The sequence below is a fragment of the Hymenobacter coalescens genome (assembly GCF_054783195.1).
In genome coordinates this window covers 476,177-495,607 of sequence record NZ_BAAGRA010000014.1, presented here as the reverse complement: position 1 = coordinate 495,607, position 19,431 = coordinate 476,177, and the positions used below count along the sequence as shown (strand labels likewise).

Here is a 19,431-nt window from a genome sequence, read left to right as displayed (position 1 = left end):
CCGGTGGCCCGGCCAAGTGGGATGCCCCTCTCGCCGGGCCACCGGGCCGCAAACGCTCCACTTGTACCCTTCCATGTCGGCTGAACCGCACTCCTCACCCCTCTCTTCTTCGTCTGACCCGGCCCCGGTGGTGCTGGCCGGCGCTACCGGCCAGCTGGGCCTCCTCATTGCGCACCACCTGCGGCAGCGGGGCGCAGCCGTACGGGCTTTGGTAAGGCCTGCCACGCTCACCTCCGCCGAGGCCGATTCGCTACGCCTACAGGGCGTGGCGGTTGTGGCCGTGGATTACCACGACGCGGCGGCGCTGGCGCAGGCCTGCGCGGGGGCGGGTTGCGTGGTATCGGCCCTGTCGGGGCTGCGCGAGGTGATAGTAGACGCGCAAAGCCAATTGCTGGCGGCTGCGGTGGCCGCCGGGGTGCCCCGCTTCATTCCTTCTGATTATTGCATCGACTACACCCGTCTTCCCGAGGGCTCGAACCGCAACCTGGACCTGCGCCGGGAGTTCAGCCGCCGGCTCGACCGGGCGCCCATCCGGGCCACGTCCGTGCTCAACGGCATGTTCACGGACTTGCTCACCGGCCAGGCTCCCGTGGTGCTGGCGGGCCCGCGCCGGGTGGTGTACTGGGGCGACGCCGACCAGCCGCTGGACTTCACCACGATGGTCAACACGGCGGAGTTTACCGCGGCCGCAGCCCTCGACGATGCCACGCCGCGCTACTTGCGCGTGGCCGGGGAGGTAGCCAGCATCCGCGGGCTGCAGGCGGCGGCCAGCGCCGCCACCGGCCAGCCGTTCAAGTTGTTTCGGGTGGGTAGCCTGGGCGCGTTCGGCACGGTCATCAGGCTCACCAAAGCCCTCATGCCCGCTTCCGACGACGTGTTTCCGCCCTGGCAGGGCATGCAGTACCTGCACAACATGTTCAGCGGTCTGCCCAAGCTCGCCCCGCTCGACAACGCCCGCTACCCCGACATCCGGTGGACTTCCGTGCAGCAAGTGCTAGCGGCGCTCCGATAGCGGCCGGCAAGCGCACTTCCCGGATTTGCCCCGCCGACACCGTAGCGACGGTGCGGCGGGGCTTCGCAGGGCGGCTGGCATCCTGCTTCGGCAACCAGCCGGCCCGCACCCGTGGCACCAGCCACGGCTGACGAGCCCATCTCTAGTCGTCGATTGCTGGCTTTTTTTGCGGGGTATATCCCTCCTTCGCTGGTCAGGTACGGCACCTACGATTTAACTTCTTTGGAAATTACTTTGAGATACAAAGTTCTTTAACTTACTTCGTGCCGTTCCTGCTTGCCGGCTGGTGCTGGGGCTGCCGCCCTGAGGCCTTGTCTGCGAAGCAGTGTGCGCATGCAGCATTTCCACACGTATTTTCAACATTATACCCTGACTGCCATGACCACCAAAAACCTCGTGCGCCCTGCGCTTGCCACGGCCGGTCTTCTGCTCGTGCCCTTTGTGGCGATGCAATTCACCCCGGAAGTGAAATGGACCCTCTCGGACTTCGTTTTCGCCGGCTTACTGATTTTCAGCACGGGCCTCGCCTACGAGTTGCTGGCCAGCCGGGCCGGCAACCTGACGTACCGGCTGGGCGTGGTGCTGGCATTGGCGGCCGGGTTCCTCTCCATCTGGGTTAATCTGGCCGTTGGCATCATCGGGGCCGGGCCCAACCTGGCCAACGTGCTGTTTGCCGGGGTGTATGTCACCGCCATCGTCGGGGCCATCATGGCGCGGCTGCAGCCGCGCGGCATGGCCAACACGATGTTCGCAGCGGCGCTGGTGCAGTTTCTGGTACCCGTGGTGGCGCTGCTGATCTGGCGGCCCGAGCTGACTACGGATGTTACCCGCGGTGCACTCGGCAACCTGCTCTTTGTGGCGCTCTGGATTGGCTCGGCACTGCTTTTCCGCCGCGCCGATGGGCACCGGGACAGTTCCCGCCCGGCCGCTTCCACTACCGCTTAGGCCGATTCGGCAAAGCCGGTTTTACCCGAACGCCGTGCCGAGCGCGGGCTGGGCACGGCGTTCAGCCCGATACACCTCTGGCTGCCGACGCCCGCCCTGGCTTACGCCTATTGGATGTTTTGAGCAAACGGCGGCGCCAGCAGGCCCGTCCGAACAACCTTCTTCACGGGCAGCGAGCCACGTCAGCCGGCATGATCTACTCCTGCACGGCGAGGAAAGCCGGCAATGCGGCCCGCAGCCGGTCGCTGCCGAACTGAAAGCCAACTTCGTCGCCGTTGCAGTCGATGTGAGTCGCGTAGGTAGTGGCCCAGAGAAACTTCTGCCGCCGTACCGGCCCAAAGGCCGACCAGGGAATGAACAGCGGCGGGTGCCCGAGGAAAAAGATTGCCCAGGCGCTCAGCCAAAGCCCCTGCGGAGTTACGCCGGCGCGGACCGCATTTTTATACTGCACCCCGCCAATGCGCAGGAAGCGCACCGGCGCCAGGGAAACGGCAGCGGGCACTTCGGCCGTGGCGTACGATTTGGCTAGCCGCATCCAGCCCATTCGGGACAGGATAAAGAGTATCAGACCGAAGAAGGCTACCAGGACGGGCAGGAGCAGAAGAAGTAGCCACGGCACAAAAGGATGCATACCCGGGCCTACGTGGGTAACGGGCAAGGGTTAAAGCCATGGGCGCTGGCCCGCAGCCCGCGGGGCCACTTTTGCCCTGAGCCCGAGCACCCGTCGGCGTGGCCTCACCCCGCTTGGGGCGTGGCGGGGTTTTGCTTCCAAAACCTTTCGCACGCACTGCTTCGTCCTACCTCGGCTCGACCAACGAAATGGCAAAGCTGCTTCCCGAGGCTCGGCGGGACGTTCGGGAGGCGTCTTTTACAAAATACCTCCACACATGCTGTTAGTTGCCCAAAGCCCGCAGGTAGTCCGGTGGAATGGGCAGGCCTTGCAGGCGATTCGTCATGGCATACAGCATGAGCAGCCCCGCCAGCAGCCCCACCGCACCCACGCCCACGGCCTGCCGCCGCGCACTGGCTTCCCCCCAGCGGGAGACGCCTTTTTGGTAATGCAGACTGGCTACATGCAGGAAAACAGCCGTTACCGCCAGCAAGTAGTAGGGAACAAAAAACAGGCTAAACGGAAAAGTATTGATGCCAGCCGCCGCAAAGTAGAGGTTGGTATCCAGTCCCAGCAAGGTCCGCCCGGCAAGCACCGCACCGGTGTGCACCAGCAGGAAGAACGCGAGGTAAAGCCCGGAGAAAACCTGAATCCGGGGCGCCAGGGCCCGCTGCGGTTGCCCCCGGCTAGCCCGGTACAGGCGCAGACCGGTCAAGATCTGGCCTGCTACGGCCAGCAGCAAGACCGTTTCCACCACCGGGTGCCGGTATACCTGCCGTAGCGCGGTCATAGTCGTTTGGTGCGCCGAAACGCTCCAAAGCGCAACTACATGATTCGCCAAATGCGCGAAGATGAAAACGGCTAACAGCAGGCCCGTCCAGTAATGGTAGGTTTTGACCGGTATTCGCATGATGCAAGGCAAGACTTTCGGAGCAATATTAGTCTGACTTAATATAATCTCCTCGTTTCTACTTGCCCCTCACTCGGGGCTCACCAATCACCCTTGTTTCGGTATTCAGGAGTTGCACTGACCTTAAAGAGGCTTCGCAAGCCAAGCTGATTCTTCCTGTGAGGAAGGCACGCTTGGCCGGGTTTCGGGAGTGAGTTCCATCTGAACCGAGTCTAAAGATCGGCCAGCCATACCCAGGCATCAGCCGCGCTTTCGGGGCCGAACCTGCGCTGAGTTTTGACCGGCAGCTTGTTGCAGATACGGCCTGACGTCCACCAGTTTGTATTCGGGTGAGCACTGCAGAAAGTAGTTGAGCAAGCCCGCGTGCCCGGCTCCGATAATGAGCAGCACCCGGTCGCCGGGGCGGATGGGCAGGCGCTGCATGTTGCGCAGGATGCGCAAGTTGCGGCTGTACCAGCGCGAAGTTTCGAAATCCACCCCCGTATTGGCCAGCGGCGTTTCCTCGTACTTGAATCCGCCCACCAGATACGAACCCTGTTTGTGCAGCAGATTGGCCGGCTCGTTGAGCGTCGTCAGGGCTGCTACCAGGCCAGCGCGGGCGGGCAGCAGGTCCTCGGCTGCGTGCAGGGCACGGTAACGCCGTTCTATTGCCGAGTCGGGGTTGTGGGCCAGAAAACGCTCGAAACGCTTGACCCGGGCGGTGTCATTGAACAGCTTCAGCAGTTCGGGGTAATAGCTACCGTCCGCATCGACGCCCCACACCCGGGGCAAACCAAGCTGCCGGGCCAATCGAAACCCTAGCTGCTGACGCTCGTCTCGGCGCAGGGTGTGCCGCCCGGCCACGTATGCCCGGAACAGGGAATCGTAGCGGGCCTGCTGGGCGGGCGAAGCCTCCACCAGCACGTGCGTGGGCCGGAAGCGGGCCAGGGCGTCGGAGAGGCGAGCCAGCTCGGCTTGGTGCGCCGGGGCCAGCACGTCCACTTGGTTGGCCCGATCTATTTTGTGCTGGTCGAGGTTGGGGTACTCGAAGTGAAACGTGCCGAGCGTCATCACCTGGATGGGGGCTGGTTGGGCAGCCGCGGAAAGCGGACCAATTATGGTCAGCAACAATCCGACGAGTTGGCGAGCGAAGTTCTTCATAGCGGGCCAGATGCAAACTGACTCGCAAGCGTTGCTTGAGCCGATGCCTCATGCCCACAGGCCTGGCGCACCTTTGAGCGCGTGCCAGTGAATTGTTATGTTCCGGCAGGCTGATACCAGATGAAGCAGGTCGGGCATGATGTTTTTACCCATTTTCCAACACGTTCTAAACGCGACCCCATCAGCGCCGCATCTGCAAAAAATATATCTTACTCTATATCTACTCCCGGCACTATGCAGCGACGTACTTTCCTCCAGCTGTCGGCCGTAGTTCCGGCCGCCTTTGCATTGCCCGCTTGGGTTTCCCTGCCGTCCGTAGCCAGGCCCGCGGGGCCGCCCGCTCAGGCCGTACTGGTTCGCAAGGGCCAGGACCGCTCCGGGCAGCCGTTCCGCTTTCTGGATGCCGAGTTTACCGTGAAGGTTTCGGGCAAGGACACGGACGGGCGCTGCGTGATTTTCGACACCATCCGCCACTCCGGCGCGGGCCCGGCCCTGCATTACCACAAGGACTGCGAAGAGTGGTTTGAGGTGCAGGAAGGCGAATTTAAATTTCAGGCAGGCGAGCAGACCCTGCGCCTGAAAGCCGGCGACACGCTGCTGGTACCCCGGGGTGTGCCGCACGCGTTTGTAAAAACCAGCGCCGGCCCGGCCCGCCTGCTCGTAATGCACCAACCGGCCGGCACCATGGAAGAGTACTTTCGGACGGGCAGCACCCTCACCGACCAGCGCATCGAAAGCCGCAAAGCCCTGGCCGCCCAGCACGACATCCACATCATCGGCCCGTCGCTGCAGCCGGACTGAGCCCGGGTACCCACGTTGCAGCAGCCGCTTTCGGTGCTTTTGCACGCTGACCGCGGCGGGGCGGGCAAGCGGCAGGCGTAAACCGGTGATTTTGCTTCCCGAACCTTCAGCCACCATACCGCCTGGGTTTGCGGGCATTGCGAAGCGCCGATTTCTACTGATGCATTGCGGTGGCCCTTGTTTCCGGCCGGCACCGGAACGACAAGCCCGTGGCCGTTGCGTGCACAAACAGCGTCACGCTTTATCCGACACCGGCTTGTCAGAGCACGACGCCAAGCGGAGTGAATATTAGCCTCCGGCACGTCATGCTTCGCCCGCGCTTAGCATGACGTGCCGGAGGTTTATTCTCCGCTTGCTCGACTACTCCCCCCTGCTTAGCTGGTCCCGATCAGAGGCTGAGTTGCCGGTAATTGGCACTTTCACCAGGTGGTTATCAGGCTGACGCTCACTACAGCTTAATGCCCTGCGCCGCCATGGCCTGCTCCTGCTGGGCGTGGTTGGCCTTGAACCCTTCGTGCTGGGCCTCGGTGCGCTCGGTGCCGAGACTCTGCAGGTTCTCGCGCAGCTTATCGGCCGGCATATCGGCGCCGTAGGCGGGCGTGCCCGGCTGCTGCCGCCACGACTGGTGCAGCGTGCCCGCGTCCACCGCGTCGAAGCCCAGCTCGTCGACCAGCTGTATTACTTTCTGCTTGGCGGCGGCATCGTCGGAGGCTACGGGCAGGCTGATGCGGCCGGGCGTGCCCTTGGGCTGCCCTTTCTCCACAATGTGGTGGGCGTAGATGTTGTTGAACACCTTCACCACCGGGCGGCCCAGGTGCTGCTGCACCCACTCGCTCTCGGTCAGGCTGCCGGTTTCCAGCTCCTCGATCTTGCCGTCGCGCAGCTGCGGGTAGTAATTGCTGGTGTCGATGATGGGCACCTCGCGGGGCACGCTGGCCAGCAGGTCCTTGGGCAGGTCGGGAATGTTCTTGAGTGGGATGGTCACCACAATGAGGTCGGTGCCGCGCCGGGCGGCTTCCTCGGCCGTCACGGCCTGAGCGCCTGTTTTCTGTTCCACGTCCTTGAGAGTTTCGGGCCCGCGGGAGTTGGCAATGTATACCTGGTGGCCGAGGCCCGTCAGCCGCACGGCCAGGGCGCTGCCGATGTGGCCCGCGCCGATGATTCCGATGTTCATGGGTTGTCTGGTTTGGTTCGCGCGCCGGTGATGTGCCGGCGCAGGGTGGTAAACAGCGGAAGCGGGCGTTTGGGTTTTTTCTTCTTTAGGTGAACAGGTAACGAGGCGAGCTACTGCCAATGCTCTTTCTACTTGCGCCTTGCCTTCTGTTCGGACGGGCTTATACACGTTTTAACCAGCGCGTACCGCTGCTCGTTATTGCAGCTGAAAACCTTCAATACACCATTTGTATCACCTCCAAGATAAAAATCAGATACCTGCGGGTACTCTGACACAAATGTCCTCAAAGCAAGTGGGTTATTAGGCGACTTCTGCGATAGATAATAACGAACTTCTCCGTAGCACAGAAATATTCTTTTGCTATAAGTAAAGTAGCCCATAAAGCTTGCTGAAGCCAATCTACTTATATCGACAGGGCTTATGCTAAGCAATAATTTCCCTTCTCTCGTGCTACCAGAAAAATAGTACCCAATTTTATTACTACAGCTCTTATCATTTTTAATAATATCATCTAATAATTCCGATAAGCAAGGGTTGACTTCATACTTCGGCAGTTTTACTGAGCCCTTTTCTATAGCCCCAGTTACTGTATCAAGCCCTGATAGAAGTGTGTCTGTTGGCATATTACCCCGACTCTGTCCCGATGTTGTTCCAAATAAGGAGCTAGTATCTATCGGAGCGGTATTGCGATGAGTATTGGCTACATCGGTTGAGCTGTCAATTATTGTGTGATTCAACTTCTCACTTTTCGATTTACACGATTTCAATACAACTGAACAAGCAAAAGCTAATAAAAGACACTTTCTATTATAGCCAGTCATTGCTTACGTTTTATAGGCGTATTTAGGACTTGTGGCTCATCCCGCAGCAGTTCTGTCTCACAGCAGCGGCAGCTGCCCGGCGTCGTGCGGGTTCAACACTAGCAGGCCACGCACGGCGCTAAAGTCGCTGGTGTTGCGGGTGAGCAGCGGCAGGCCGTGGGCCAAGGCGGTGGCGGCAATAATGGCATCGGGAAGTTTGATGCGGTGTTGCTGGCGCAGCAGGATGGTTTGCTGAATGACCGGCTCGTCGAGCGGCAACACGGTGCAACTGCCAATAAACTGCAGCAACGCCGCCTCTTCCGCAGCATTGGCCGGCTTGATCAGCAATTCCATTCGATTGATTACCGACAGGAATCCGGCCCCGGCATCTACTACTTGCACCATCCACTGCAGACTAGCTGGCGGTAGCAGTTGACTTTGAAACTCAATTGCCGCGTTTGTATCAATTAAGATTCCCGCTCCCATTCGTCACGTAGTTCAGCATTTTGTTGCAGCATCCGCTTCGCTGACTCAGGCGAAATGCTTCCGATGAGAGAAGCCACTGAAGGTTTGGGTGAGGGCTGGGCTAAAGGTGGCTTCCTTACTCCTTCATACGCATCGCCCGATTGCTCTATAATACCCACCACGCGTACATTCTTCTGTAGCCGGAGAATCTCGACGGCGGCTTTATCGGGAACTTCTACAAGCACGAGTGTCATTGTCTGAACTGGTTGTTTCTGGAAGATACGAAAGCAACAACGGCGGCGGGCAGAATATTCCGCCCGCCGCCGTTGCGCTGTTTCGGAGCTACTACTTCCGGCCCGGAATCTTCACCCCGCGCTCCTCGGCTACCTGCTGGGCCAGCTCGTAGCCGGCGTCGGCGTGGCGGAAGACGCCCATGCCAGGATCTGTAGTCAATACCCGCTTTAGGCGCTCGGCTTTTTCGGGGGTGCCGGTGGCCACGATGACCATGCCGGAGTGGGTGCTGTTGCCGATGCCCACGCCGCCGCCGTTGTGCAGGCTCACCCAATCGGCGCCGGAGGCGGTGTTGGCCAGGGCGTTGAGCAGGGGCCAGTCGGCCACGGCGTCGGAGCCGTCCTTCATGCCCTCGGTTTCGCGGTTGGGCGAGGCCACGGAGCCGCAGTCGAGGTGGTCCCGGCCGATGACGATGGGGGCCGAGACTTCGCCGCGGGCCACCAGGTCGTTGATGACCAGACCGAACTTTTCCCGCTCGCCGTAGCCCAGCCAGCACACGCGGGCGGGCAGGCCAATGAAGGGCACCTTGGCCTGGGCCTTCTCGATCCAGCGGGCCAGCATCTTGTTGTCGGGAAAGGTTTCGAGCAGGGCGCGGTCGATGCGCAGGATGTCTTGCGGGTCGCCGGAGAGGGCCGCCCAGCGGAAGGGGCCTTTGCCCTCGCAGAACAGCGGGCGGATGTAGGCGGGCACGAAGCCGGGGTAGAGGAACTGCCCGTTTTCGTCGCGCACCTTCAGGCCGCCTTTTTCGGCTTGGCCGCGCAGGTTGTTGCCGTAGTCGAGGGCCACGGCTCCGCCAGCCTGCATGTCGATGATGGCCTGGCAGTGCTTCACGATGGAGGCCAGGGCCTGGCGCTTGAACTCCTCGGGGTTATTTTTGCGCAGCTCCAGCACCTGCGTGATGTCGCCTTCGGGAATGTAGTCCATAAGGTCGTGGGCCGAAGTCTGGTCCGTCACAATGTCGGCCTTGTAGCCGCGGGCCAGCAACTCGGGCAGCACGGTGGCGGCGTTGCCGGTCAGGCCGATGCTCCAGCCTTGGCGCGCCTGCCTGTACTGCTCCATCAGCTCCAGGGCGTGGTTCAGGTCGCGGGCCTGCTCATCGAGGTAACCTTCCTGCACCTTCTGCTTCACGCGGGCATCGATGGGCTCAATGACTAAGCACACGCCGTCGTTCATGGTCACGGCCAAGGGCTGCGCGCCCGACATGCCGCCCAGGCCGGCGGTGATGGTAACGGTGCCGGCCAGCGTGCCGCCGAAGTGCTTGTCGGCCACGGCGGCGAAGGTTTCGTAGGTGCCTTGCAGGATGCCCTGGGTGGCAATGTAAATCCAGGAGCCGGCCGTCATCTGCCCGTACATCATCAGGCCCAGCTTGTCCAGCTCGTCGAAATACTCCTGGGTGCTCCAGGCGGGCACGATGTTGGAGTTGGCAATGAGCACCCGCGGGGCGTGGGGCCAGGTGCGCAGCACGCCCACGGCCTTGCCCGACTGCACCAGCATGGTTTCGTCGGCTTCCAGGTTTTTGAGGGTCTTGACGATGGTCTGGTACTCCTTCCAGTTGCGGGCCGCGCGGCCAGCGCCGCCGTACACAATCAGCTCATCGTACACCAGGCTCACGGCCGGGTCGAGGTTGTTTTCGAGCATGCGCAGGGCCGCCTCGGCTTCCCAGGTTTTGCAGCGCAGCGTGGTGCCGTGCTGGGCTTTCACCGTTTCCGCGGGCTTGTACTCGTAGTACATCGGGCGCTGGGCGTTTTTGCCGGTGGCCGAGGATTTGGAGTTGGCTTCGAGGTTGAGTTCCGGGGTTTCGAGGGCGGAGTGCGACATGGGTGGGGCGGGAGAATTCGGGAGTAGGTGGAGCGGCGAATATAGCGTTTTCAGCGGCTGCTGCCGGTGCTTTTTGCCCCGACGTGGCTTAACCAGCCGGCGCGCAAACGCCCATCCCAAAGTCCGCAGCGGCCGTTGTCGGGAACTGGCTGCGCAGTCCCGTGAGGGGCGGCAAATGACTATTTACCGCCAAGCTCGACATTAAAATAATCTTATTGAATGAGCTTACAGACGAGCTTAGTGCAACAAAGACAGAAATTTTTCATAAAAGAAGGTTACCTGCGCATCAATTCAGTATCAACGGGCACGGTGCTGGTTATTCGCCCGCACCAGAACTAACCACCTTCACCAAACACCTTACCCATCATGAAAAAGATTCTGTTTATGGCCCTGGCCGCCGCCTCGTTTACGTTCGCCTCCTGCGGGGGCAATCAGCAGGAAGGCGGCGCCGGTGGCACCGGCACTGAGAGCGGCACGGGCACCGACGCCAGCGGCGGCGCTGCCGGTAGCGGCATGGAGTCGGGCGGCAGCGACGCCGGCATGAACTCCGACACCAGCATGAGCGGCGGCGCTGGTGGCAGCACGGCCGGCGGTGGCACCACCGGCGGCACCATGACCGGCAGCGGCACCACCGGCACCACCACCATGGGCGGCACCACCGATGCCAGCACCGGCGGTACCACCACCGGCGGCAGCACCGCGGGTGGCACCACAGCCGGCGGCTCCACCACGGGTGGCGGCAGCACGGCCGGCGGCACCGGCTCGACGGGCGGCGGCACCACGGGCGGCCGCTAATCGCGCAGCCTTGCCTTATGAAGCCCCTCGCTCCACGCGAGGGGCTTTTTTTGTGGGAGCCGACGCCGTTTTGTTGCTCGGCTTCTGAGGCCAGGGCGGCTGAGCGGACGCCCGAAGGCGCCACAAGCGGGACCCGGCTTCTACCCGCGCCGCCGATTTGCGTATGGCAATTCCTACACAGCACAACCAATTTGCCGCGGCATTGCACGGTCCGGGCGTCAGCCTCAGCCGGCCTCGGCTCCAACCACCTACCCCTATGAAAAAGATTCTGTTCCTCGCCCTGGCCGCTGCCTCGCTGGGCCTGGCCGCCTGCGACCAAAGCAAAACCAACGGCGCCGAAGGCAGCGCCTCCGGCTCGACCATGACCAGCACGAGCTTCGACGACGCTGACGGCGACGAAGGCAAAGTCGACACGGTGCGCACCGATGCCGGCACGCCCACCGACCCGACGCCCACCGACACCATGGCTGGCCACTAAGCCGGCGCCCGCCTTACGCAAAACAAAAAAGCCTCCGCCGACCGGGAGGCTTTTTTTGCGCGGCCGTCCAGGCCAGTGCTCATGGTTTAATACGCCGAATGCACCCCGACGCGCGCCGACTGCGTACTCCCTAGCTCACTATAACTGCCCGACGCGCATGAACCAGGTAGCCGCTGGCGTCACCCAGCTTCAGATCCAACGCTTCGTCAACGTGTACTTCGTGGAATCCAGCAACCCCGGCGAGTGGGTGCTGGTGGATACCGGCCTGCCCGGCTCCGAGAAGGCCATCATCGCGGCGGCCGACCACATTTTTTACCCCGGCACCCACCCCACCGCCATCCTGCTCACGCACGGCCACATGGACCACGCCGGCTCGGCCCGCGCCCTGGCCGAGCACTGGCACGTGCCGGTGCTGGCCCATCCGCTGGAGCTGCCCTTCCTGCAGGGCCGCGCCGTGTACCCGCCCGCCGACCCCACCGTGGACGGCGGCGGCACCCTGGCCATTGCCGCCCGCTTTTTCCCGCCGCAGTCCTTCCAGCTCTCCGACCTGGTGCAGCCCCTGGCCACTGACAACGACGAGGTGCCCTACTTGCCCAGCTGGCGCTGGCTGCACGTGCCCGGGCACGCCCCCGGCCAGGTAGCGTTGTTCCGCGAATCGGACCGCACCCTGCTTGGCGCCGACGCCTTTGCCACGGCCAACCACGAGTCGGTGCCTGCGCTGCTGATGCAGCGGCCGCAGATCAGCGTGGCCGGCGCGCCGTTCAACTACGACTGGCAGCAGGTACGGGCCTCGGTGCAGCAGCTGGCAGCGCTGGCGCCGCAGGCCGTCGGCTGCGGGCACGGCCCGGTGATTCAGGGCGCCGCGGCCAGCACCGGCTTACGCGAGCTGGCCGACCATTTTCCGATGCCGGCCCACGGCCGCTACGCGCAGGAGCCGGCCCGGCTTGACGAAGGCGGCGTGCAATACCTGCCGCCGGCGCCCAAAGACACGCTCCCGGCCAAAGCCGCCCTGATCGGCGCCGGCGTAGCGCTGGCCGCCGCAGCGGGTGTGGCCCTCCTCAACCGGCGGCGCCAGCCGAAGGTGTACGATCAGGCCGCCCGCCGCACCCGTCGCCGCAGCCAGCAGGTGGAGCTGAATTCGGACTCGTATCCCTACAAAGAAATTCGGTACTAGGCGCTGCGGGGCCGTTCCTGAACCGCTTTAAAAGCCAAGGGCAGTCGTGGTGAGCTGCTGCGCCCCGCCGAAGCAGTTCCACGTTCCGGTTGCTTTAGCCAGGCCTGCCGGGAATACGTCCTGCGAACGGCTGAGCCCCATCATTCCAGAGGCCGGTGTATGGCTCCGGGCTGTTGGCCAGGTGCTTGGCAGGCGCTGGGTTTGCACCCACCAGGGATAAAAACTACGGGCCGCCCTTGCTGATGCAGGAGCGGCCCGAACTTGTTTGTGGGAGCGGATTTGGAAGATACGACAAATTACTTGCCGACGCGGCCCACCCGCACGCCGCCGTTGGTGGTGACGGCTTTTACGGGGGCGCCGCCCTTGCCCAGCGCCACCGATACTTCGCGGCCGATGGTGCCCTGCACCTTGGTGGGGAAGTCGGTGTTGATGGGGCCGTGCTGGGTGCTGGTGAAGAGCTGAGCCGAATAATCGGCGGGCACCTTCCAGGTGATGCCGCCGTTGGTGGTGGCCACGTCGAGGCCGGGGCCGTCCCATTGGGAGCCGGTGAGCGTGATGCTCAGCCCGCCGTTTTCGGTACGGCCCTTCATGTCGCCGCCGGCGCCGGTGATGCTTACGCCGCCGTTGTGGGCCGCGAAGGTGACGGGCCCGCGCAGGTTCTCCAGGTGAATGCCGCCGTTGTGGGTGGTCAGCGCCAGCGCGGTTTTTTCGGGCACGAAGATTTCGTAGCTCACAGCGTAGCCCTCGTTGCCGCTGCCGTCGGAGCCGGTCGCGCGCAGGGTGTTGCCCTCGGTGCTGATCTTGATGCCCGCCACCTGGGCTTTGGCCGTGGCTTCGTCCCTGGACCAGGCCTGCACTTTGGCCCGCACCCGGATGTCGGCGCCGCTGTAGCCCTTCACCGTGATGCCCCCGTTGCGCAGCGCGTCCACCGTCAGCTTGCCCGATTTGATGGCCGGCAGCGTCAGGTCGCGGGTTTCGCAGTAGCGCTTCTGCTCGGAGCTGCCCCAGCGGCCTTCCTCACAAGTTGACGTAAAGGCGGGAGCCGATTGGGCCGCGGCGGCCAGGGAAGCGGTGCTGAGCAGCAGGGCGGTGAACATGCGTTTCATAGCGTGAAAGGGGGTTGGAATGAAAGGATGCCCCACTGACAAGCGCCGAATATCAGAGGATGCACATACAACGAAAATTTTCGTAGATAATATTTCTACCCCAACAAGGACCGCAGCGCGTCGGCGTGGGTGCGGCTGACGCGCACCACTTTGCCCCCGTCCAGGGTGGCGTAGTAGCCCCCGTTCCCGTCGCGCTCCAGCTCGCGCACGGCGTCGAGGGCCACCAGTACCGAGCGGTGGATGCGCAGAAACCGCTGCGGATCGAGCCGCTCCTGCAGCGCCGAAATGCCGAGGTTGCTCAGGTGCTGCCCGGTGGCGGTATGCAGCGTGGCGTAGTCGCCAGCGGCTTCCACCCACCGAATGGTATCGACGGGCACGGCCACCAGCCGTGCGCCTTGGGGCACGAACAGCCGCGGCGGAAACACGGCCGGCGCGGCGGCGGGGCGCGCTTCGTCGAGGCGCTGCAGCAAACGCTGCATGGCCGCGTCGGGCGCCGCGGCGGGGCGCTGCAACACCCGCTCCACGGCCTGCCGGAAGCGGGCCCGGTCGTAGGGCTTGAGCAGGTAATCAACGGCTCCGGCTTCGAAGGCCTGCAGCGCGTACTGGTCGTAGGCCGTGGAAAAAACGACGCGCGGCACTTCCGGCAGCCGGGCCAGCACCTCAAACCCGGTGAGACCCGGCATTTGTACGTCCAGAAAAACCAAGTCCGGGCGCAGGGCCTCGATCTGCGCCACGGCCGTCAGCCCATCGGCGCACTCGCCCACGACGTGGACCTGGGGAAACCCGGCCAGGTACTGGCGCACGATGGTGCGGGCCGGGGCTTCGTCGTCGATGATCAGGGTGTTCATGCGCGGTAAGGGGAGGTAACGTGTAGCTACCCGGCACCGACGCGGTACCGGGCACTATATCGGCAGCACAAAGGATACCCGCAGGCCGTGTGGCCGCTGCGGCTCCAGGCGCAGGCCCGGACCGCCCAGGGCCAGCAGCCGCTGGTGCGTGTTGCGCAGCCCCACGCCGGGCGCGGCGGCCAGCAGCGCCTCCAGCGAATCCCGGTCCGGGGGCAGGCCTGCGCCCTGGTCGGTCACGCTCACCCGCAGCTGCGCACCCGCCAGGCCCTGCACCACCACCACCACCTGGCTGCCCGCCACCAGGGGGGCCACGCCGTGGCGCACCGCGTTTTCCACCAGGGGCTGGATCAGCATGGGCGGCACGGGCACGGCCAGCAGGGCTTCGTCCACTTCGAACCTAACCTGCAGGCGGGACCCAAACCGCGCCTGCTCCAGCTCCAGGTAGCTGCGCAGAAACGCCAGCTCGTCGCCCAGGGGCAGCCGCTCGTGGCGGGAGGCGTCCAGGGCAAAGCGGAAGGTATGGGCGAGGCGGGCAATCAGCTCGCGGGTACTCTCCAGCTCGGGCGGAACCGAGGCGCTGATGGAGTTGAGCGTGTTGAAGAAAAAATGCGGGTTGATCTGGGCCTTGAGCGCGGCCAGCTGGCTGGTGTGGGCCTGCGCCTGCAGCCGCCGCGTCAGCTCGGTGCGGTGGCGCAGCTGCTGCACGAAGCGCTGGACGTGCAGCACGCCAAACTGCACGCCGTAAAACAGGGCCGGAATGTAGACGTCCCAGACCCGGCCGTTGCCGCTCATGGTGCCCTCGCCGAGCAGGTGAAGCAGGCCGTAGTAGCTCCCAAACCACGCCGCCACCCACAGCGGCCCCAGCACCAGGTGCGCCAGCAGCTTGCGCGGCCACGAAGCCCGCTCCAGCCGGGTTCGGAACAGCAGCCACCACACGGGCAGCGTCCACAGCGCCTTGAGCGGGTAGTCGAACAGCAGCACCCGCCGCAGGTAGTCGGCGTAAGCGCCGGGCTGCACTTCCTGCACGGTGTAGGCAATGGTGCAGGCGTAAAACACGGCGAACCCCACGTAGAACCCGGCCATGGCCAGCAGCCCCCGCCCGGTCAGCCCCGCGGGCTGCTCGGCCGGCAGCTGCGGAACCGGGCCCGGCGCGGCCAGCGTCCCGGCGTTGGGCACGGCGGGAGGCGCCGCCGCCGAAGGCGCAGCGGGCGGCGGGGCGGGTGATGCGGTCAGCATGAGCAGCAGCGTGAACCGGCAAATTAGGGAATCAAGGTGGCTAATTTGGCCGCCAGCTCCTGGCCGCGCAGGTCTTTGGCCACCACGCGCCCCTGCGGATCAAGCAGCACCGTGAGCGGGACGGCGCGGGCATCGTACACCTCGACACTGGGGCTGCGGAAGCCCTGCAGGTCCGACACCTGAACCCAGGGCAGCTGATCGGCGGCAATGGCCTTGAGCCACTGCTCGCGCGAATCGTCAAGGGAAACGGCGTACATCTCGAACCCGCGGGCGTGGTATTGCTGGTAGAGCCGCACCATGGCTGGGTTTTCGGCCCGGCAGGGCTTGCACCACGAGGCCCAGAAATCGAGCAGCACGTAGCGCCCGCGCAAGGACGCCAGGGCCACCGGCTGTCCATCGGGGCCGGGCAGGACGAGGTCGGGCGCCACCCGCCCGACGGCCGTGACCTGCCGGGCGGCGCGGCGCGCCAGCAGCGCCCGGGTGTAGCGGCTGGCCGGCAGCGCCGCGGCAAAGTGCGCGGTGGCCGAATCCAGAAACGACTCCTCGCGGGAGTAGCCGCTCAGGTCGACCAGCGCGTAAGCCGCCACCCACGAGGCCGGGTGCCGCCGAATCAGGTGCTTGGTGTCGGTCAGCCGCTCGCCCCAGGCCGCGTTCCAGGGTTCGGAGCGCTGCTCGTTCTGCCGAATCAGCTCCTGCGTGCGTTGGCGGTGCCGCTGGAGCACCGCCTGCAGGGCCTGCAGCAGCTGCGCGTCGGCCGTGCCGGTTTGCCGGGCCGTAGCCAGCGGCTGCCGGGCATCGGCCGCGAACTGCACGCGCGCCCCGGGGCCCAGTGCCACCGGCACCGGCTCGGGCTGTTCGGGCAAGCGGAGCGCGTACACCGCCGCTTCCGCCACCCGGCCCCGCAGCCGGAAGCGGCCCTGCGCATCGGTGACGGCCGAGTCCAGGCGCCCCGGCGCCTGGGGGCTTAGCTCGGTCAGCAGCACGCGGGTGCCGGGCGCGGCATGGCTTAGCTGCCCGCGCAGCTCGTAGCCCTGGCGCTTCGCGGCCCCGGCGGACGGCGCCGGCGACTGCGCGGCCGTCGGGCTACCCCAGGCCCCGGCCCACGCCAGCAGGCCGGCGGCAAACGCGCGCCGGGCAAATCGGGAAAAAGTCAGCGAATGAACCATAGGCGCAGGGATGACACTGCTCCCAAAGCAAGACCTGCCAACGGGCCCGCCCAACAACGAACCGGCCAGCCGCGGCGGGCTTCGCCCAACGGCGGCCCCGGCCGACAACCAGATTCCGCGCCGGAACGGCGCGGGGTACGAGCGTTAGCCCGAGGCCGCTACGCCCGTCAGGTAGGCCGTAAGGATGGTAGCCGCCAGCCGGGCCGTCATGAAGTCGCGGTCGAGCACGGGGTTGAACTCCACCACTTCGAAGAGACGCACGTTTTCGCGCTGGCCGGCCAGAAAAGCGGCTTCCGTGGCCTGCCGCGGCGTCAGCCCGTCGGCGCTGGGGGCCGATACGGCGGGCGCAAAGGCCTGGGCCACCGCGTCGGCATCGAAGGAGACGAAGGCCGGGCCTTCGGCGGCCGCCCGGCGCAGGGCCCGCTCCATGTACAGCGGCATGCCATCCTGCTGCACGTGGGCCAGCGGCACCACGGTGGCCTGCTGCTGGTGGAGGAAATCGATGTCGTCCCAGGTATTCAGGTTGGAGTGCAGCCCGATTTCCGTGAAGCGCGCGCCGCTCACGAAGCCCTGCCGCAGCAGCTTGCCGTAGGGCGTGCCGCTGCCCAGGTCGGGGCGGTCCTTCACGTCGGCGTGCGCGTCGAGGTTGATGCCGCCCACGGGCTGGCCGCCGGTGGCGTCGACGAGGCCGCGCACCGTGCTGAAGGTGCCGTCGTGGGAGCCGCCGAGCACCACCACGCGCCGATACCGGCCGAGCAGCTCGCCTACCCGCTCGCGGATGCGCTGGTGGTGGCGGGCGTGGTCGTAGGGCTGGCCGGGGTCGAGGATGTCGCCCGCGTCGGCGATGCGCAGCGCGTCGAGGCGCACGTGGTGCTCCAGGTTGTAGGTTTTGTGGTAGCGGCGCAGCTCGCGGCGGATGGCGGCCGGGGCGCCCACGGCCCCGGCGCGGCCGCCTTCGAGCACGGTGCCGTGGTCGAGGGGCAGGCCCACGAGGCAGACGTCGGCGTCGGGCAACTCGGCGGCGGGGCGGATCAGTTCGCGCAGGAAAGTGGGCATGGCGGGGCGCATCATGTGGGTGCGCCGGCAAAGCAAGCAGATGCGCGGGCGGCCTGCAAACGCGGCGCGCCGTAACTTTCGGAGCGCGTCCGGCTGTACGGCGCGCCTTCTGCCCTATGCTTTATCGTTTGTTGTTGAGCGGCCTGCTGCTGGCCCTTTGCCTGCTGGGCCCGGTTGCCGTGGCCCAGCAGCGCTCCGCCGCCCGCGCCACCGCGCCCCGCGCCGCCAAACCGGCCCCCGCCCGGGCGTCCACGGCCAGCTTCTTTGCCACGTACACCTACACCTCGTTCACCATCTTCGACCAGAGCAACGGCCCCGAGCCCATTGCGGCCGAAGGCGTGGGCGGCACGCTCACGCTGCGCCCCGACGGCACCTACGAGCAGCACCTGCGCCTGGGCGGCGCCACGCCCACCTCGTTCGACCGCAGCGGGCAGTTCACGTTTCAGGGCGACCAAATCAGCTTCCGCTACGTGCGGCAGGGCCAGGAGCGCACCGACAACGGCACCTTCCGCTTCGACCCAAAAAAAGGCACGCTGCTCATTACTATCATTGGATTTCCCGCCGGCAACCGCAGCGTCTACACCCTGCAGGCCGCCCGCTGAGCCCACGCCGGGCCGGGGAAAGGAAGCCCGCCTGCTGCGCGGACTGTGGCTGCCGCCTGGGGTTGCCCTTGGTCCGGCTTTCGGCTAACTTGCGGCCCCTTTGGCAGCCGCCCCCTCGGCTGGCCCGCTGTCAACGTACTAAATCACCATTTCACCATTTCACTATAGATGGGACGCGCATTTGAATTCCGCAAAGGCCGCAAAATGAAGCGCTGGGACCGGATGTCGAAGGATTTCACCCGCATCGGCCGCGAAATCGTCATTGCCGTGAAGGAAGGCGGCGCCAACCCCGACACGAACTCGCGCCTGCGCACCGCCATCCAGAACGCCAAGGGCGTGAACATGCCCAAGGACCGCGTGGAAGCCGCCATCAAGCGCGCTTCCTCCAAGGAAGAGGGCAACTACACCGAGGTGGTGTACGAGGGCTACGCTCCGCACGGGGTGGCCATCGTGGTGGAAACGGCCACCGACAACCCCACCCGCACCGTGGCTAACGTGCGCATGTACTTCAACCGCGGCAACGGCGCCCTGGGCACGGCCGGCTCGTCGGACTTCACCTTCACCCGCAAGGGCGTGTTCAAGCTGGCCGCCGAAGGCCTCGACCGCGACGAGCTGGAGCTGGAGTTGATTGACTTCGGCGCCGAGGACATCTACGAAGACTCCGAGGAAGACGAGCACGGCCACGAGAAGCACTACATCGTGGTCGAAACGGCCTTCACCGACTTCGGTCAGATGCAGAAAGCCCTGGAGCAGAAAGGGCTGAACGTCATCAGCGCTCAGCTGCAGCGCATTCCGAACACGACGGTGCACCTGGAAGGCGAGCAGCTGGAAGAGGTGATGAACCTGATCGAGAAGTTCGAGGACGACGACGACGTGCAGGCCGTGTACCACACGCTGGGCTAGGTTCCCGGCTTTTGCTGCAAAACCAAACGCGGGCCGCTCCACACCGGGGCGGCCCGCGTTTGGTTATACCTTGTCCCCGTTTTAGCGCGTTGTACCTTGTT

General features: G+C 64.9%; 20 protein-coding genes. 8 read left to right on the top strand and 12 right to left on the bottom strand.

Annotated features, from left to right (window positions below; all coding sequences use genetic code 11):
* Window positions 1–73 precede the first annotated feature (73 nt).
* The gene (locus ACYVKQ_RS11360; protein ID WP_460675443.1) at window positions 74–1,012 is read left to right on the top strand and encodes an NmrA family NAD(P)-binding protein; all 939 of its coding nucleotides are present in this window, start codon (window positions 74–76) and stop codon (window positions 1,010–1,012) included.
* 378 nt (window positions 1,013–1,390) lie between these two features.
* The gene (locus tag ACYVKQ_RS11355; RefSeq protein WP_460675442.1) at window positions 1,391–1,957 is read left to right on the top strand and encodes a hypothetical protein; all 567 of its coding nucleotides are present in this window, start codon (window positions 1,391–1,393) and stop codon (window positions 1,955–1,957) included.
* A 196-nt stretch (window positions 1,958–2,153) separates the two neighbouring features.
* Here ACYVKQ_RS11355 and ACYVKQ_RS11350 read toward each other — a convergent pair whose 3' ends face one another.
* The 3 genes from ACYVKQ_RS11350 to ACYVKQ_RS11340 all read right to left on the bottom strand — a co-directional run bounded on the left by ACYVKQ_RS11350 (window position 2,154) and on the right by ACYVKQ_RS11340 (window position 4,617).
* Complete coding sequence (locus tag ACYVKQ_RS11350) at window positions 2,154–2,588, bottom strand: hypothetical protein (RefSeq protein WP_460675441.1); 435 nt, start codon at window positions 2,586–2,588, stop codon at window positions 2,154–2,156.
* A gap of 262 nt (window positions 2,589–2,850) precedes the next feature.
* Window positions 2,851–3,309 (bottom strand): hypothetical protein, encoded by a 459-nt coding sequence (locus tag ACYVKQ_RS11345; RefSeq protein WP_460675440.1) that lies wholly within the window; start codon window positions 3,307–3,309, stop codon window positions 2,851–2,853.
* Window positions 3,310–3,717: 408 nt separating this feature from the next.
* A complete protein-coding gene (locus tag ACYVKQ_RS11340; RefSeq protein ID WP_460675439.1) occupies window positions 3,718–4,617 on the bottom strand; it encodes a DUF5694 domain-containing protein in 900 nt (299 codons plus the stop codon).
* A gap of 234 nt (window positions 4,618–4,851) precedes the next feature.
* On the opposite strand from ACYVKQ_RS11340, the gene ACYVKQ_RS11335 reads away from it, so the two are divergent.
* The gene (locus tag ACYVKQ_RS11335; RefSeq protein ID WP_460675438.1) at window positions 4,852–5,418 is read left to right on the top strand and encodes a cupin domain-containing protein; all 567 of its coding nucleotides are present in this window, start codon (window positions 4,852–4,854) and stop codon (window positions 5,416–5,418) included.
* Window positions 5,419–5,866: 448 nt separating this feature from the next.
* Here the strand turns inward: ACYVKQ_RS11335 and ACYVKQ_RS11330 are convergent, their stop codons facing one another.
* From ACYVKQ_RS11330 to hutU, 4 genes are all read right to left on the bottom strand, one after another.
* Complete coding sequence (locus ACYVKQ_RS11330; protein WP_460675437.1) at window positions 5,867–6,760, bottom strand: NADPH-dependent F420 reductase; 894 nt, start codon at window positions 6,758–6,760, stop codon at window positions 5,867–5,869.
* 710 nt (window positions 6,761–7,470) lie between these two features.
* Window positions 7,471–7,878 (bottom strand): type II toxin-antitoxin system VapC family toxin, encoded by a 408-nt coding sequence (locus ACYVKQ_RS11325; protein ID WP_460675436.1) that lies wholly within the window; start codon window positions 7,876–7,878, stop codon window positions 7,471–7,473.
* Window positions 7,860–8,111 (bottom strand): hypothetical protein, encoded by a 252-nt coding sequence (locus ACYVKQ_RS11320; protein WP_460578276.1) that lies wholly within the window; start codon window positions 8,109–8,111, stop codon window positions 7,860–7,862. Before ACYVKQ_RS11320 ends, ACYVKQ_RS11325 begins: the two co-directional genes overlap by 19 nt.
* A 91-nt stretch (window positions 8,112–8,202) precedes the next feature.
* Entirely contained in the window at window positions 8,203–9,966 is a 1,764-nt protein-coding gene (gene hutU / locus ACYVKQ_RS11315) for a urocanate hydratase (RefSeq protein ID WP_460578275.1), read from the bottom strand.
* A 366-nt stretch (window positions 9,967–10,332) separates the two neighbouring features.
* Between hutU and ACYVKQ_RS11310 the strand changes: the two genes are divergently transcribed.
* The 3 genes from ACYVKQ_RS11310 (at window position 10,333) to ACYVKQ_RS11300 (ending at window position 12,413) form a co-directional block, all read left to right on the top strand.
* Complete coding sequence (locus ACYVKQ_RS11310; protein ID WP_460578274.1) at window positions 10,333–10,761, top strand: hypothetical protein; 429 nt, start codon at window positions 10,333–10,335, stop codon at window positions 10,759–10,761.
* 256 nt (window positions 10,762–11,017) lie between these two features.
* Window positions 11,018–11,239 (top strand): hypothetical protein, encoded by a 222-nt coding sequence (locus tag ACYVKQ_RS11305; protein ID WP_460578273.1) that lies wholly within the window; start codon window positions 11,018–11,020, stop codon window positions 11,237–11,239.
* Between the two features lie 157 nt (window positions 11,240–11,396).
* Window positions 11,397–12,413, top strand: coding sequence for an MBL fold metallo-hydrolase (locus ACYVKQ_RS11300; protein WP_460578272.1), 1,017 nt, complete (start codon window positions 11,397–11,399; stop codon window positions 12,411–12,413).
* Between the two features lie 296 nt (window positions 12,414–12,709).
* On the opposite strand, the gene ACYVKQ_RS11295 is transcribed toward ACYVKQ_RS11300, so the two are convergent.
* From ACYVKQ_RS11295 to ACYVKQ_RS11275, 5 genes are all read right to left on the bottom strand, one after another.
* On the bottom strand, window positions 12,710–13,519 hold the full coding sequence (locus ACYVKQ_RS11295; protein ID WP_460578271.1) for a DUF4097 family beta strand repeat-containing protein: 810 nt from the start codon (window positions 13,517–13,519) through the stop codon (window positions 12,710–12,712).
* Between the two features lie 95 nt (window positions 13,520–13,614).
* Window positions 13,615–14,367 carry a LytR/AlgR family response regulator transcription factor gene (locus ACYVKQ_RS11290; protein WP_460578270.1) on the bottom strand — a complete coding sequence of 251 codons (753 nt, stop codon included), beginning with the start codon at window positions 14,365–14,367 and terminating at the stop codon, window positions 13,615–13,617.
* Window positions 14,368–14,421: 54 nt separating this feature from the next.
* Entirely contained in the window at window positions 14,422–15,603 is a 1,182-nt protein-coding gene (locus ACYVKQ_RS11285; RefSeq protein ID WP_460578269.1) for a sensor histidine kinase, read from the bottom strand.
* A gap of 23 nt (window positions 15,604–15,626) precedes the next feature.
* A complete protein-coding gene (locus tag ACYVKQ_RS11280) occupies window positions 15,627–16,769 on the bottom strand; it encodes a TlpA family protein disulfide reductase (protein WP_460578268.1) in 1,143 nt (380 codons plus the stop codon).
* Window positions 16,770–16,913: 144 nt separating this feature from the next.
* Window positions 16,914–17,825 (bottom strand): arginase family protein, encoded by a 912-nt coding sequence (locus ACYVKQ_RS11275; protein WP_460578267.1) that lies wholly within the window; start codon window positions 17,823–17,825, stop codon window positions 16,914–16,916.
* Window positions 17,826–17,941: 116 nt separating this feature from the next.
* Between ACYVKQ_RS11275 and ACYVKQ_RS11270 the strand changes: the two genes are divergently transcribed.
* Both ACYVKQ_RS11270 and ACYVKQ_RS11265 read left to right on the top strand, forming a co-directional pair.
* Window positions 17,942–18,427, top strand: a complete 486-nt coding sequence (locus ACYVKQ_RS11270; protein ID WP_460578266.1) for a hypothetical protein — start codon at window positions 17,942–17,944, stop codon at window positions 18,425–18,427.
* Window positions 18,428–18,595: 168 nt separating this feature from the next.
* On the top strand, window positions 18,596–19,330 hold the full coding sequence (locus tag ACYVKQ_RS11265; RefSeq protein WP_460578265.1) for a YebC/PmpR family DNA-binding transcriptional regulator: 735 nt from the start codon (window positions 18,596–18,598) through the stop codon (window positions 19,328–19,330).
* The last annotated feature ends 101 nt before the right edge of the window (window positions 19,331–19,431 follow it).